The 15,162-nt window shown below is 40.6% G+C and carries 12 protein-coding genes and 1 pseudogene; 3 read left to right on the forward strand and 10 right to left on the reverse strand.

Going from position 1 to position 15,162, the window contains the following annotated elements:
- Positions 1–149 precede the first annotated feature (149 nt).
- The 3 genes from NST31_RS08105 to NST31_RS08115 all read left to right on the forward strand — a co-directional run bounded on the left by NST31_RS08105 (position 150) and on the right by NST31_RS08115 (position 2,910).
- Complete coding sequence (locus NST31_RS08105; protein ID WP_339164929.1) at positions 150–1,049, forward strand: LysR substrate-binding domain-containing protein; 900 nt, start codon at positions 150–152, stop codon at positions 1,047–1,049.
- A gap of 200 nt (positions 1,050–1,249) precedes the next feature.
- Positions 1,250–2,242 carry a zinc-dependent alcohol dehydrogenase family protein gene (locus tag NST31_RS08110; RefSeq protein ID WP_339164931.1) on the forward strand — a complete coding sequence of 331 codons (993 nt, stop codon included), beginning with the start codon at positions 1,250–1,252 and terminating at the stop codon, positions 2,240–2,242.
- 515 nt (positions 2,243–2,757) lie between these two features.
- Positions 2,758–2,910: a hypothetical protein gene (locus tag NST31_RS08115; protein WP_339164933.1), complete on the forward strand. Its 153-nt coding sequence runs from the start codon at positions 2,758–2,760 to the stop codon at positions 2,908–2,910.
- An 89-nt stretch (positions 2,911–2,999) separates the two neighbouring features.
- Here NST31_RS08115 and NST31_RS08120 read toward each other — a convergent pair.
- The 10 genes and pseudogenes from NST31_RS08120 to NST31_RS08165 form a co-directional block, all read right to left on the reverse strand.
- Positions 3,000–3,671 (reverse strand): annotated as a pseudogene (locus NST31_RS08120) (ISL3 family transposase); the annotation flags it as partial.
- Between the two features lie 175 nt (positions 3,672–3,846).
- Entirely contained in the window at positions 3,847–4,968 is a 1,122-nt protein-coding gene (locus tag NST31_RS08125) for an FAD-binding oxidoreductase (protein WP_339164935.1), read from the reverse strand.
- Between the two features lie 114 nt (positions 4,969–5,082).
- Positions 5,083–5,217 (reverse strand): hypothetical protein, encoded by a 135-nt coding sequence (locus NST31_RS08130; RefSeq protein WP_268920972.1) that lies wholly within the window; start codon positions 5,215–5,217, stop codon positions 5,083–5,085.
- Positions 5,218–6,463: 1,246 nt separating this feature from the next.
- Positions 6,464–6,877, reverse strand: a complete 414-nt coding sequence (locus NST31_RS08135; RefSeq protein ID WP_139345688.1) for a GNAT family N-acetyltransferase — start codon at positions 6,875–6,877, stop codon at positions 6,464–6,466.
- A gap of 189 nt (positions 6,878–7,066) precedes the next feature.
- Entirely contained in the window at positions 7,067–7,258 is a 192-nt protein-coding gene (locus NST31_RS08140; RefSeq protein WP_077112977.1) for a GrpB family protein, read from the reverse strand.
- Positions 7,259–7,298: 40 nt separating this feature from the next.
- The gene (gene gabT, locus NST31_RS08145) at positions 7,299–8,621 is read right to left on the reverse strand and encodes a 4-aminobutyrate--2-oxoglutarate transaminase (protein ID WP_339164936.1); all 1,323 of its coding nucleotides are present in this window, start codon (positions 8,619–8,621) and stop codon (positions 7,299–7,301) included.
- A gap of 415 nt (positions 8,622–9,036) precedes the next feature.
- On the reverse strand, positions 9,037–10,515 hold the full coding sequence (locus NST31_RS08150) for an MDR family MFS transporter (RefSeq protein ID WP_253191908.1): 1,479 nt from the start codon (positions 10,513–10,515) through the stop codon (positions 9,037–9,039).
- Between the two features lie 709 nt (positions 10,516–11,224).
- Entirely contained in the window at positions 11,225–12,706 is a 1,482-nt protein-coding gene (locus tag NST31_RS08155) for an amidase (protein WP_339164937.1), read from the reverse strand.
- A gap of 255 nt (positions 12,707–12,961) precedes the next feature.
- Positions 12,962–14,026, reverse strand: coding sequence for an NAD/NADP octopine/nopaline dehydrogenase family protein (locus NST31_RS08160; protein WP_339164938.1), 1,065 nt, complete (start codon positions 14,024–14,026; stop codon positions 12,962–12,964).
- Between the two features lie 422 nt (positions 14,027–14,448).
- Positions 14,449–15,156: a GntR family transcriptional regulator gene (locus NST31_RS08165; protein ID WP_077112974.1), complete on the reverse strand. Its 708-nt coding sequence runs from the start codon at positions 15,154–15,156 to the stop codon at positions 14,449–14,451.
- Between the last annotated feature and the right edge of the window lie 6 nt (positions 15,157–15,162).

Genomic DNA, 15,162 nt, shown 5'->3' on the forward strand with positions numbered 1-15,162 from the left:
CACCATTCCTCCTTCTCAACTTGAACAGAACACACTCTAGCTTTTGCTAATTTTGTTTATTATAGAATGCCATTATTAATATGTACAATATTCAAATAGTTTTGTTATGATATAAAATAAATATAGTTCAAAAGAAATGAGGCATCGTTATGGAACTTCGACATTTAAAATATTTTGTCACAGTTGCCGAAGAATTGAACTTTACAAAGGCGGCAAGCCGTTTAAATATGAGCCAGCCGCCTTTAAGTCAGCAAATTAAGCAATTGGAAAACAGTATTGGTGTAAAATTATTGGAACGCAGCAATCGAACAGTGGAATTAACGGATGCAGGAAGAGCTTTTTTGGAGAAAGCGTATAAAATACTCATAGATATAGAAAAAGCGCGTGAATACACAAGGAAGATTTACAAAGGGGAAAAAGGACAATTATCAATTGGATTCACCGATTCAGCACTCTATGACCTGATTCCCATTATCCAATCATATCAAAGCGTGAATACGGAAGTAGATATAACGATGCATCAAATGAGCACCGTTGATCAGCTTAAAGCATTACAAGAAGAGGAAATCCATATTGGATTCATTTGTACCCCTATTCAAAAAAGCAACCTTCATATCATTCCTATTCGCAAACAAAAATTCGTTGTAGTCCTTCCAAAGTCGCATAAGTTAGCCCAATCAGATTCACCCATTAACATTCAGGAATTAGTAGATGATACATTTATAGTTACCCCCAGAAAAGTGAGCCCTGTTTACTATGATACGGTTATGTCTATCTTTCATAAGATGAGTTTTGTTCCAAAGTTGACCATAACGGCACATATTTCAACGGCGGTTATTGCTTTAGTTTCATCAGGATTAGGAATTGCACTGATTCCTTCTTCCATGAAAAATCTCCAAATTGCAAGTGTCGTCTTTAAGGAACTGGATTTTAGTCCCACTATAGAAACATCTGTAGTATGGCGCTTCAATGAAAAGTCTCATATCGTCAACAGTATTGTCACATTGCTTAAGCAGTATATTGCAGAAAACACATCCAAACATAGGTGATAAAAACGTTTTTATTGGCAAGCTATTCCGGTATTTTTTTCTCAAATCGGCTCTGGTACTTTACCAAAAAGCCGACCAATGTGCCCAAAACGCGCCGACCAACTTTATTGAAAAGCCTCTGCCATCTTTTTTGCAACTACACACTTTCATTTATTCGTTTTGTAAAGTGAAAAGATATTTGATAGAAGGAGAAAAAGCCCTTGAATGCAAAGTGTATAACATACAATGAATTTGGCAATCCGAAAGACGTATTAAAAATCGAATATAAAAGCATTGATCCCCCCAAAAATGACGAAATCCTTGTTCGCATGCTCGTTCGGCCCATCAATCCTTCTGACTTAATCCCGATTAAAGGGGCATACGCCCATCGAATTTCACTGCCGGATATACCTGGCTATGAAGGAGTTGGCATTGTAAAAGATGTCGGGTCATTTGTATCCCGGCACCTCATCGGAAGGCGCGTGTTACCTTTACGGGGAGAAGGCACATGGCAGGAGTTTGTCAAAACATCGGCGGAATTGGCTGTTCCCGTTCCTGACTCCATTGATGATATGACCGCATCGCAAGTATATATTAATCCCGTTACGGCTTGGGTCGCATGTACCGAAGTTTTACGTTTAAAACCAAATGACATTTTACTTGTAAACGCCTGCGGTTCCGCCATCGGTCATATGTTTGCCCAGTTTGCAACCATATTGGGTTTTCGCTTAGTTGCGATCACCAGAAGCAACCAATATACCGAAGACCTTCTCCAGCTTGGGGTCTCCCATGTAATAGATACTTCCAGAGAACCGCTGTATGAGACAGTCATGGACATAACAAAGGGGATGGGGGCGAATGCGGCTATCGATTCAATCGGAGGCAAGGCTGGAGAGGAACTGGCATTTTGTGTTCGACCTAATGGCCTATTTTTAGCGATTGGCCTTTTATCAGGCATCCAAGTAAACTGGAAAAACATTTACAATGAAGCCAAATTGCAAGCAACAATGTTCCATTTACGAAACTGGAATAAAAAGGTGTCAATCGACAAATGGCAACAAACCTTCCAATTGTTATTCAAACTCTTGGAGGACCGGAAATTGCGCTTGGCAAAAGTGCATTCCCAACACGATTTATCGAATATAAAGCAGGCTATTGATGCTACGTTAGAACCTCGTAAAGGAAAAGTGTTTTTAACGAGTGATAAAAATTAACGGGCGCCCTCATGTTGGTCATGAACATTTTTCAAAGATGCTACTGGGTAACTGAAAACAATTATTCTAAGGAATCGGAGGAGGGCTTTATGAAAAAGGTATTGCTCATTGTAGCTGTTTCGGTAAGTGTAGTACTGCTTTCTTTATATGGAAGCTACCAGTATTTGGTACATAATCATGAAAAAAAGAACTGAAAATGAAGAAAAAAGCAGAACCGGCAGGTGTCCCCAGCGAAGAATTTATCGAGCAAACGCAACCAATTGGTGGTATAAGCTATAAGGTTTAGCTTGGTGAAAACCCAGCACAAGAGGCCGTCATTGCTGTGTTGCATAAAATGACTCACCTCAGCAAAGTAAGAGCCGAACAGAAGTGGGGGCTATCCCTGAAACGATTAACGATGTGCTTGCAATCGTCTCAAAGAGCCATTTTGTTAAGAAAAGAAGAATGTCTCGCCCTACTTGATGGAGACTTTTCAAGAGGCGACGAAGATCATAACTACCTTTGGAGTTATCAAGGTGGTACGATCGGTAAAGTATATCATTATGTCGGAAAATGAAGAACAAGAGTTTATGAGAGATTATGTTAAAGAGGCAGGAACTACAAAAAAGATTGACCATATGATGCAGGTAAAACAAAAAGGTTCTATGTCAAATGTTGGGGTGGAGTGAGATGGAATCTCACCTACCCAACATGACTTCCAATTTTTTTATACTTATGTAAAAGAAGTATTCTTGCCCTTGCCCTTAGGAAGTTCCTAAACAATAACTGGCTTCCCCAACGCCTTTCGGACAGCTGCTTTAAAAGAAGGGCTCATATCCATAATGACCACTTCCACATTGGTTCCATGTTTTTGGAGATAATCCTTGATGGTCTTCTTTTTTCGGTTTGGCAAGATATCAATCGGTTCCTTTGTCTCCCCGTCAGCAATAATCAATTGATATTTTCCTTCCTTTGTATCTCCCTTGTACTCATCGATGGCGATCACCCTGGGCAGTTCTTGAACCTCTGTCATTTCCTTTACGGCCAAACGATCAAACCTGCGCATGACAGTTGATACGGAGACACCAAACTGCTGGGCAGTTTCCTTAAATGTCTTCGCTTGCACGATCCGAACGGATACTGCCTGATTCCACTCGATAGAAAGCCGTTGATATCGATGAACAAAAGGATTGTCCTCCGCAAATCTCTTCCCGCACGAACAGGCATAGCGGCGCTTTTTGTAGAAGAGGTACGTCAACCGTTCAAACCACTTTAAATGTTTGATCTTTTGGATCCGGTAATCATGAATTTTCTTAGTCCTTTCCCCACAGCTGGGACACTTATGTACCTTGACAGCCATTTCTACATGAAGCGCAATACGATCTTCCATTTTCTCCACTTTTGTGATCCATACATCTTCAAGGCCGGGGATTTTTATGGTAAAATTCACTTGCACGCAACTCCAATCTTTTCTTGTTTCTAGGCAATTCAAGTATAAAAGAATTGGATGTTTGCGTGTATATTTTTATGTGCAAATTATGTGGAAACCCCAACATTTAGTATAGAGCCAACAAAAAACAGCATTTGCCCAAATAGAGACAACTGCTGTCTTTTATGTATAGCTTTTACACCGTGACTTTTCTCAACGGATTAAAGGGGGTAAGATCCAAGTCCAGTTCATTGCCAAGCACAAGATTAGCCGCTGTTAGTCCGACATACGGCCCCATCGTCAAGCCCGAAGCACCCAAACCATTGGCAATAACGAGCCCCTCCATAGAAGGAACAAGTCCAATCAAAGGTGAAAGTTCTTTGCCAAATGGCCTAAACCCGATTCTGATTTCCTTCAATGTGCCGTTGGCAAGACCGGGAGCGATTGACAATGCTTTATCAAGCACTTCTTTTACACCAGATGCCGTAACACGGTAATCGAATCCCGCTCCTGTTTCCCTTGTTGCTCCCACGACTACTCTGGAATGATCAAACGAAACGAGATAATGATCATTTTGCGGGAGAATGACGGGCCAATTGGAAGTGTCGTGTCCTGGAACTTCTAAATGGATGATTTGTCCCCGTTGCGGTACGATGGATACATCTATCCCCAAGGGCTCCAGCACTTTGGAAATCCACGCTCCTGCTGTCACGACAACAGCGTCGGCGGAAATGAATTGACCTTTCACACGGACACCAACCACTTTACCATCTTTTGCTTCCAGATCGGCTTCTCCTGATTGGTAAAGGGCACCATGCTTTTGGGCTGCTCTGTTCAGCGCGTCTCTCATCAACTTCCCGTCTACCCGTGCGGCGCCTGTAACATATACAGCCCCGAGACCGCTGTTTAAAGGCGGAAAAAGCGCTTGTGCCTCGGCAGGGGACAAACGGCGAATTTCACCCACTTCCGGAGTTTCCGATTGCCGTTTTCTAACCATTTGTTCGATTGCATCCAGTTTCGCTTCATCACTATTTACGGCCATCGCTCCCACTAAACGATAGCTGACATTTGTTTCACCATCTTGTCCCAGCATGGATATAAGTGAAGGATAGTAACACGCCCCCGCATTGGCAAGCGTATACAGATCCGGATGGTTGTCATCTCCGCTTGAAATCCAAGGGCAGACAATCCCGGCTCCCGCTGCTGTCGCCTGGCCTTCATGGAGATAGTCCACAACCACAACCTCCACGCCTTCCCGCGCTAAATGGTAGGCCGTGCTTGCTCCTACAATACCCGCGCCTACAACGATTACTTTCATTTGTTCACGCCCTTTCCCATTTCATGTTGCATACTCTAAGCCAGATCGTGCTTCAGCTACGACCTTACGGCTGAAACAAAGCGATTAATGTCAGATGCCTGACTAAAAAACCTGTTATTGCTTGACCAATAGATGCAATAATTCACTCGCATCTTTTAACAACTGGTTGAGTGAAGCGCCTTCTTCCTGTCCTTTTTCATAAACGAGTTGCAAAACCTCTTTAAGAATCATTTGTGACTCATCGACCATGCAAACGCACTCCCTTCTAATGAAGTGGTCCTTGTTCATTATAAAAGAATAAGAGATTATTCACAGTTTATTCATCTTGGCTTGACTTGGAACAGAAGACCCATCACCGCTTACATTATATATAAAAAAGGAGAAAATGACTAAATAAAAAGCAATGAAGCAAATTGATCACTACGATTGTTAAAAATTTCTCCCAATCTTGTTTTAGTTTTTGCAATTTAATTACACCTATTGAAATATAGCAACCAATTGAGGTGAAAAATGTAAAGCAAGACACCCCGTGTTAGTTATAGTTGTAAATAAAAATAAAGGAATGATTCAAATGGCAATACCTATTATCGAATTGGAATTTGGACGTAAACTGTCAAAAGAAAAAGCATTATTTGTATTTAATGCATATTAAGCCAAATATGGAATTTCAAAAATAAAATTCTAAGATTTATTTTAAAGAAGATGCTATTACATTTTGGCAGCTAATAAAACAGAATTCGTTGCCCCGGTTGATGAAAATATTGTAATCTCATTACTCGTGTTGTACTGAAATTCGGCAATGCGGTCGTTTGTTAACAATTTTTACTAAGAAGTTGTAACAGCTGCGGTTTTAAAGGAAGGCGAAAACAAACTGACAACTTTTATAAGTTGAAATAGAAATTCCTTATACTGGAAAATCTATTGAATCAATGGACTTTGAAAAAGGCCTCCCGAATCATGCAAATTATGTTGAAGGTCAATCTTTTAAAACTGTTAAACCTTTGTATCAATGGGGCGATGGTTGTCCTGGATATAAACATTGTGGAAGGAACTGTGGTGATCGTGGAAAATATGGTGGCGATAAATCCATATGATGTTTGCTGCCCTACTCACGATCGTTATTGGTCAAGTTATGGAACTAATGACTGCCAATGTAATTGCAATTTCATTGCTTGTGCAAAGAAAAACTGGTTCTATGCCCCGACGGTATTACACTTAGTGTTATTGGCTTGGTTTCCTCGTAAAAAATTGCAAATGTTCATTAAAAAAACACCCCCACTTATTTATAGGCGGGGGTGTTTAAGGGTTTTTTGTTTTTTTAGCTATATAAAAAGTCAAGACGGTAAAAATAACAATGAGGTTTTATGTAATGTCAGACATTTAAGGGGTAAATTAAAAAGATAGATAGAGAAGTAAAGAATTATCCTCTATCTATCTTTTTTTGTACTACAAATGCCATATTTTACTACAAAAAGAATTTTTACTAACGCACCCGTCAGTTTAAGTAAGAATTTTTATTACGATGATTGCCATAATCCTCCTGAACCAGGTTAAAGCCATATGCTTTATAAAAGCTAGTTTTGTTTTCCTCGTATGACACCGTTACAATTCTTAATCCAAACCGTTCAGACTCTCGCAATAATTCCTTTACCAACTCAACTCCAATTCCCCGTCCTTGATACTGAGGATGAACGATTATATCTTCCATATATCCATGTTTTAAACCCTTTCCACAAACATACCCAAAGGCAATCAGTTTATTATTTTTACCTCTAACCCCAGCCCAGAAATTACAACGTTCAAACAATATTGGGTAATCATCATCTCGTCTACCCCAACCAATATGTTCTCTTAGTTCAGGTACTTCGTTATTAGATATTGGAATGTTTATAATAACTTTATAGTTCATATATACTAAACAACAATGCTAATTTCTCTTTGAAAGAGTCCTATTCCTTATTCCACTAACCTGCCCCTTTAGTGGAATAAAAAAAGCTGCTGATTTGCAGCCAGTTCGAATCCCAAAGGAAAGAACCCGTTAGTGTAAGTACATGTTTCACATACTGAAAAAGCAGTCGAACACTCAAAACTAATGACATTACCTCATTGCGTTCTCTAATATCTTAGTTACACATTTAGTTTTACCCTCGCTATAAGTAGCTCGGTCTTTTGCAGTCTTCGCCAATTCATTTTTTAACTGTTCATATTCATTAACTGCCTCTGGATTGTTACGAAGATAATTTCGAAATAACAAATGTCTAGCTAATTCTGTACTATCTTTATTACACACATATAAGGTTGAAGAATTGATCTAAACTTCCTGAAAAACATTAACAATTTCCTTCTTTTTCCATTCCAGATAAGACACGCTCCAATACAGCCAATGCTTCCGACAACTCTGCATCAGTAATGACCAAGGGCGGCAGCAGTCGTATTACATTCCCATATGCCCCGGCCGTCAGGATGATCACACCATTTTCATAACATTTTTTCACAATGTCTTTCACCATTTCAGGGTATGGTTCCATCGTGTCCTTATCTTTTACGATTTCAATTCCGATCATCGCGCCAATTCCTCTTATTTCACCAATGAACGATGATGAATGCGCCAAGCGCTTTTTGATTTGTTGACCGATTAGATTAGCTCTGTCTGTCAGATTCTCTTTTTCTATTATTTCCAACACTTTAAGGCCTGCGATACATCCTAACGGACTCCCTCCCAAAGTCGTTCCCAGTTCCTTTTGTTTTGGAGAATCCATGATGTCCGCTTTTCCAGTAACAGCTGCCAAGGGGATTCCGGCAGCAATTGATTTTGACAGTACTGTTATATCGGCCTCTACATCAAAATGTTCCATGGCGAATAATTTTCCTGTACGGGCAAAGCCCGTCTGAACTTCGTCGGCTATAAAAACGATGCCAAATTGATCACACAGCTTTCTGACTCCCTTTACAAATGTTGCGGACGGAACGACCAGTCCGCCTTCTCCTTGGACAGGCTCCATCATAATGGCCGCAACATCCCGCGGGTCAACCGTTGTTTGAAATAAGCGGTGAAAACTGTTGAGCAATTCCTCATCTGTCGTTTGCTCATCACGGTAAGGGTATGGATAGGGAACCTTGTATACATCTGTCGCCATCGGACCAAAACCTTGTTTAAAGTCTTTCACTTTACCTGTCAGTGACATCGTCATAAAGGTTCTTCCATGAAAGCTTCTTTCAAAAGAAATAATACCTGGTCGTCCGGTAAATCGCCGGGCAATTTTGATGGCGTTTTCAACTCCCTCTGCGCCACTGTTCAAGAAAATCGTTTTTTTAGGAAATGTTCCTGGGACTAAGCGATTAAGCTTTTCAGCCAATTGAATATAAGACTCATACATAGTGACCGGAAAAACAGGATGAATAAAGCAATCGAGTTGCTTTTTCAGCACCTCGACGATTCCGGGTGGTAAATGTCCAACATTTAAAGTACCAATACCTCCAGCCAAATCAATGAAACAATTCCCATCCATATCCCTTATTAAAGCACCGGAAGCCTCAGAGACTCCGATTGGAATATTGGTGGAAATACCATTGGGAACAGCGTCTTTGCGCTTCTTCCATAAGTCTAATGAGCGCGGCCCGGGAATGGTTGTTTTTATTTCAATAAATCCCAATGAAAACTCCCCTTTCCACTTTCATTCAATGACAGTCCTTACAATTTTACTTTTGAGTAAGCAATAATATGTACTCTATACATTTTCGTTTCATTATTTGAAATATTATTTCATTTTTTGAGTTAATTATAACAACGAAAATAACAAAATTCAATATATTTTTTATATTGTCTTACAATTGATATAAAACTAAATCGCAACACACCGAATCATTTTGATGCTTTCTTTTAAAGGAAACTGGACGGAGCGCGGAATTTTATTACATCGCATCACTTCCATCCCGATATATGTTACGGCTCAAAAAAGAGGCGCCCCAATTAAACTGAACGCCTCTTTTCTTTTTCAAGTTCAATCCATATTCGTGATTTTTATTTGTCTGGAGAAGCCTTTATCAGCCCGTTTATAAGGCCGTTATTTACTCCGATTCCTTCGATACCGGAGCGTTCATCTCTTTGGGCGTGGCCCGATACACAAAAAATGACATGATCAATGCGATGACCGATAGGCCAAGAGCAATGAGATAGACAAATTCAACGCCTTCCACCATTGATGCTTTGATCGTTGCAGGATGAGTCGGGGCCTCTGCTTTTTCCAGAAAATGAGCTTGCTTGGCATTCATCAAACTGATAAATACCGACACGCCTATCGCACCGGCAATCGGCTGCAAAGTGGTCATGATGGCCGTCCCATGGGGATACATTTTTTTCGGCAATTGATTCAGGCCATTCGTTTCAGCAGGCATCATTACAGCCGATATCGAAACCATGAGCAACATATAACAAGCAACAATTACCCAAATTGGTGTTTGCAAGCTTAAATTACTTAATATAAACATCGTTGCGCATAATAGCATGGTGCCGGGAATGAGCAGGTTACGCGGTCCCAATTTATCAAACAGATGCCCCATTGCCGGTGACAAAAGCCCGCTTAACAAACTGCCCGGCAATAAAACCAAGCCCGCGGTCGCAGCCGTCAACGCCAACGGTCCTTGCATAAAGACCGGCAAAATAATTTCCGAAGAGAACATCGCCATCAAAATAATTAAAAATAAGATGACTCCGAGTGTATACATGGGAAACCGAAATACTCTGAGATCAAGCAGCGGTTCATCAAGCTTCAACTGCCGGAAGGAAAACAAGGTGAGTGCCGCGGCCCCAACAATAATCGGCAGGTAAACGAGCGGATTGAGGAATCCAGCATCACTTTCACCAAGCGAACTGAAACCAAATACAATGCCGCTTACGCCAATCGTCGATAACACAATGGACAATACATCCACTTTCGGCTTTGTGACTTCTGAAACATTGATTAAATACTTATAAGCAAACAAAATGGAAAACAAAGCAAATGGAATGACAACAATAAACAAATAGCGCCAACCCAAATATTCTACAATAACTCCGGATAATGTCGGCCCGATTGCCGGGGCGAACATAATCACCAGACCAACAATTCCCATTACCGCTCCGCGTCTATGAGGCGGATACAGCAATAAAAATGTATTGAAAATGAACGGTGTCAAAAGCCCGGTTCCAACTGCCTGAAGTAACCGGCCGACCAACAAAATGCTAAAATTAGGGGCAACAGCGCAAACGACCGTGCCAATTGTGAATACAATCATTGTCCCCAAGAACACTTGCCGTGTCGTAAACCATTGCATCAATACAGCTGATACAGGAATGACAATACCCATTACCAACATAAAACCGGTTGCCATCCACTGCACAATCGTCAAGGATACGCCAAATTCCTGCATTAACGTCGTTAGCGCAATATTTAACAACGTTTCATTTAAAATGGCAAAAAAGGCGCCGATGATTAATGAAAGCATAATTGGCAACACTTTGATATTGGGATCTTCTGATAAAAATTCATACTTGCTTTCCACACATATCGACTCCTTTTTACAAATATTTTTCCATCCTTGAAACATTTACTTTACAAACACAAAAAACCTCCCGTCCTTTTCTGAACAGGAGGCAATGAGACCTTATAGCAAAAAGAAGACACTTCGCCCTTTTTAACTATAAAAGCACATAGCTAATCCTACCCAGAAAAGCACTGTTACAAACCATTCAATACCCAAATAAGAATCGACCTTTCATGCAGAAGTGATCCGAATAGTTCATAACAATGTTTTTTCTTGAAATAGGATTAGAAAATCATGTACTTTGTCCCCTTCCGATTGAAATAATATTCATTTTATACAAACTTGTCGACAAGTGTCAAGTATTGATGAGGAGCCCGGCTACATTGGTTGATTTTTCAATATTCAGCTTTCACCTTTGGGTATTTAGGTTTTGGCAATCGCAATTATACCAAATAGCCGGCGCCCTTTTTCGCATTTAACAGCAACTTTACTTATTTTTTTCTTAAAATTAATAATTTCTTTTTTTGCTAAATGATCTTTCAATGATGGATAAAGTGAAACTTCATTCAGTAGGAGGTTTCTTCCTTCTCCTACTGAATGTTAGTTGAACGAATCCGGCATTTAGGTGCCGCTTTTCTCCCACTTAGCCCTTTTATATCACCTCAGGTCTTGAAGTGGTGTATATAGCATCTTACATGCGGGATCTAAAAGCTCATGCAAGCTTTTTTATGAATCAAGATTCGACACGGGCCCGATTATTGCAGATTTCGTACGTGCCTTTCCAAGGCTTGAGCTGTTCAAATATGGAACTGGCAGTGAATACATCCTCATCGGCCAATCTTTTTCCAATTATTTGCATTCCAACTGGAAGATGACCTGCCAAACCAGCAGGAATAGAAGCAGAGGGGTGTCCCGTGAAGTTTGTAAAGTAAGTGAGGCACCAACCAATTAACCGATTCATTTCAATTCCATTTATGTGAGAAGGCCCCTTTGTCTCCCCATCATCCGCATTATCCACTGGTAGACAAGCCAAAGTTGGCGTCATAATGAGATCATACTCGTTGAAGATCTTTTGAATGGAGTCAAAGATTTCTGTTCGGATGATTTGGTCATTGATGATATCTGTTGCTTTCATATGATGGACATATTCTGACCAGTAAGTAAATTCCTCGGGAAGGTCATCTCGATCATTCTTTAATAAATCCAGTCCTTGCTGCTTTAAAATTTCGAATGTTGCGATATTTGCAGTCATCATCATTCGACACCAGCAATCACTTAATTCCTTTTGGTCTCTTTTGATACCGAATTGCACCTCTTCTACATGCGCGCCAGCATCTTCAAACAGTTGCACAGCACTTTTCACAACATTCTTGACTCTTTCGTCTACCGGATACACATCAAAATCCGGGCTGTAGGCTATTTTCCATCCTTTCATAGATTTATGGAGGGCTCCCATGTAGTCCACCTTGCTGTTTACACTCAAAGGATCCCTGGAATCATAACCTGTCAAGGAGGCCATGCCAATGGCAGCATCTTCAACCGTTCTCGTTATCGTCCCTTCATAAAGAAAAGGACTCATACCGCCAAAAGCATTCGGCCTCATGACCATTGGAACTCTGCCATAGGACGCTTGATAGCCGTATGTGCCGCACCAGGCAGAAGGAATACGAATCGATCCACCCCCATCTGTACCTTCCGCAATAGGGATCAACCCATCCGCCACTGCAGCGGCACTTCCTCCCGAAGAACCACCACTATTTTTTGTTACATCAAATGGATTTTTTGTTGGTCCAAACAATGGATTATCGCACGTTCCTCGAAACCCCATGATAGGGCTATTTGTTTTACCTACAATAATCGCACCGGCTTTCTCCATTCTTTCAGCATACACACAATAAAAATCGGCTATATGGTCTTTTAAAGCGGGAATACCTCCATATGTGGCGGGCCAACCGGGTTTAAAATCAAATAAATCTTTTATAGCAGTTGGAATACCATGCAGAGGCCCCAACTTTTCCCCGGCCATCACCATCTCTTCAGCCTGCCTTGCTCTTTCTCTAGCTTCTGAAAAATTCAAGTAAACAAATGAATTGGTCTCTTGGTTGCGGGTCTCAATTCGCTTGATGGTCGCTTCAAGCAACTCAACAGGCGAAAGTCTTTTCTCCCTGATAAGTTGTGACAGCTCTGAAATACTTTTATACGCGTACTGACCCATGAAATGCCTCCTTTATCGGAATTTTCAATCATTATACCATACATGTAAGCGGTTTTATATAGTGAAAGCAATAATAGGTCATGAAGCATTGCTTTAAAAAATGTAACCTTGAAAATTGCCATAGTCTTTTTCTATCAGTAAGCTCTTTTTTCATATTTAGAAAGTTGTTATTTTCGGGTTTGCCCATAAAAAACTGCGGTACCAATTGTTCGCTCAACCATTAATACCGCCGTTTGTTGCTGACTCGTTTATATTTTACTCCTCCAAATACGCTACTATTTCATCCGGATTCATATCCGCCAATCCTAAATCCGACAGCCTGACAGCCCTCTCCCTCAAGTCTTCCTTTACCAGTAAGGACGCCATATCAATGAGTAGATTGCAACACCTCATATGAATACCGAGCTTTTCGCCAAGTTCAACCATCGGATGTAAACCATAAGGAATATCTTCATATATATAACGATGATTTAATGTGACGGGAGCTTTTTCGCATTGATAGACCGGGTTTTTTTGAATGCTTTTATATAAGGTTGCTGCCTCCACCCGATAAAAACGGCGCAGCAAATCAAGTGCGGGAGACAATTTTATCCCTAAGTGACGTCCCATTACCAACCGCTCTTGTTCCAACTCTTCCACAACATTCACGACTGATGGTGTGGCACCTTCAAGGAAAAAGGCAAATTCCCCTTCAGATTCAATTCTCCCCGCATTTAACAGTGCGATCGGCACGTGTAAAATCGGATTGCAATTGTTCAAAGTTGTCACCAACACACTACCGGCAATCTTTAATTGCGGATATACTTCACTAAGTCTGTCTTTTACAATGGCCGAATCACTCGAAGGCAGAGCCGAAAATTCCAGAGATTCCTTGATTTTCCTAATTTGAACATGTCCCGGTGCCGTAGAGTGGCAAGTATAAATGAAAGATTCCGTTTCTGCGACATACACTTTTTTATTCATGCCCATATCTCTGAAAATACTCCTGCATTCCAAAGCTCCCCAATAACCCGGACAAAGCATAATCACTTGTCCATCTTGTAAATAAGGCGCAATCGCGCGCGCCACTGTCCGGTGTGCGCTTCCTGTTGTCGTGATCATAATGACATCCGTATTTTCCATGGCATTTTCCAGATTGGTTGTAGCCTTTACTGGAGCGAAACCTTGGATAAACCCTTCGACTTCGATTCCACCTTTTTCATTGATTCCTTCTATTAAACTTTCCTGAATATCATATAAAGAAATGTTATAACCCAATAACGTTAAATGTGCCGCCATGCTTTGACCGCTATTTCCGGCGCCAATAATTGTAAACTTCAATGTCTATCCCTCCTTAGGCAGATAACGATTCATTGGATTTTTTATTTTTTCAAACGGAAAATCCTCAATACAAGATCATCCCTAAAATAGTGGCCACTCCTTCCGGACGATAAGCAAAATGGGAGAAATTCCAAGCAACGAGCAAACAGCTATGATGAAAACTTCCTATCTGCCACCGCTAAGGCAAATCGCAAATCACATAGTCGCCGGAGCCTTTAGACTAGCCGACCAACATCGTTCCTATCCTTGAAAACGATCTAATCTGTCACAAAAACAAGGCTATGTCACATCTTGAAGTCCTGCATTAAATATAGGTTCCTATTTTCATTGCGGTAGCCACTCAAAAATAATGTTTGCGAAACCATCATGTGGAACTAGAAACAACTGATGCCACCCACAAAACAACTCTTTTTCCTCTTTCATTAGCTGGATTGAATAAACATTCTCACCTTATCGCCCCGGATCAAACTGTCGGTTAAAATAACCGGTTTTCCCGATAATGTTTTACCAACCCGTGTTATTTTCAACCCTGGTTTGTCCATATTCGTTTTCAACATTCCCGCTTCCGCTGAATTTAAAAGAACAGGCTCCATATCACTCTCCGCATTTGTAATGGAAATATGGTATTTCTCGTTCAACAAATCATATAATCTTCCTTCGATAGAATGGTTTGTCAAATTAGGCACACATGCTTTTTGGATATAAGAAATTTCCAAAGCTGCCGGTTCAGTATGAAAAAAGTTGATTCGTTTAATCTCATAGACGATCTCATTTAGCGCCAATCCCAATGCTTTTGCCACTGAAACAGTACAAGGCTTTTCAATTACATGAACCATTTGTTGCTTAAAGGCCCATTTGCTTGAAAAATTGAAGTTGATCAGTTCACCTTCGATTTTCGGTTGCGATACAAAAGTTCCCTTACCTTGATATCTGACAAGTACACCTTCCCGAACCAATTGAAGGATTGCTTCTCTTACAGTGGATCGGCTCACTTGAAAGATGTCCGCGAGCTCAATTTCATTTGGGATTTGGTCTCCCGGTTTCCATACACCGCTTGCAACTTTTTCTTGCAATACTTTTTTAATATGAAAATATAATGGAAGTGCCTGATCAAATTTGTTCGTTTTCAATATTTC

Source organism: Siminovitchia sp. FSL W7-1587, from assembly GCF_037963795.1.
Classification (GTDB): domain Bacteria; phylum Bacillota; class Bacilli; order Bacillales; family Bacillaceae_C; genus Siminovitchia; species Siminovitchia thermophila.

Coding starts and splice junctions, on each gene's coding strand:
- NST31_RS08135 (WP_139345688.1), bottom strand. CDS start 6,877: ATGAACTATAAAGTTATTATAAACATTCCAATATCTAATAACGAAGTA.
- NST31_RS08155 (WP_339164937.1), bottom strand. CDS start 12,706: ATGGGTCAGTACGCGTATAAAAGTATTTCAGAGCTGTCACAACTTATC.
- NST31_RS08105 (WP_339164929.1), top strand. CDS start 150: ATGGAACTTCGACATTTAAAATATTTTGTCACAGTTGCCGAAGAATTG.
- NST31_RS08130 (WP_268920972.1), bottom strand. CDS start 5,217: ATGGTCGATGAGTCACAAATGATTCTTAAAGAGGTTTTGCAACTCGTT.
- NST31_RS08125 (WP_339164935.1), bottom strand. CDS start 4,968: ATGAAAGTAATCGTTGTAGGCGCGGGTATTGTAGGAGCAAGCACGGCC.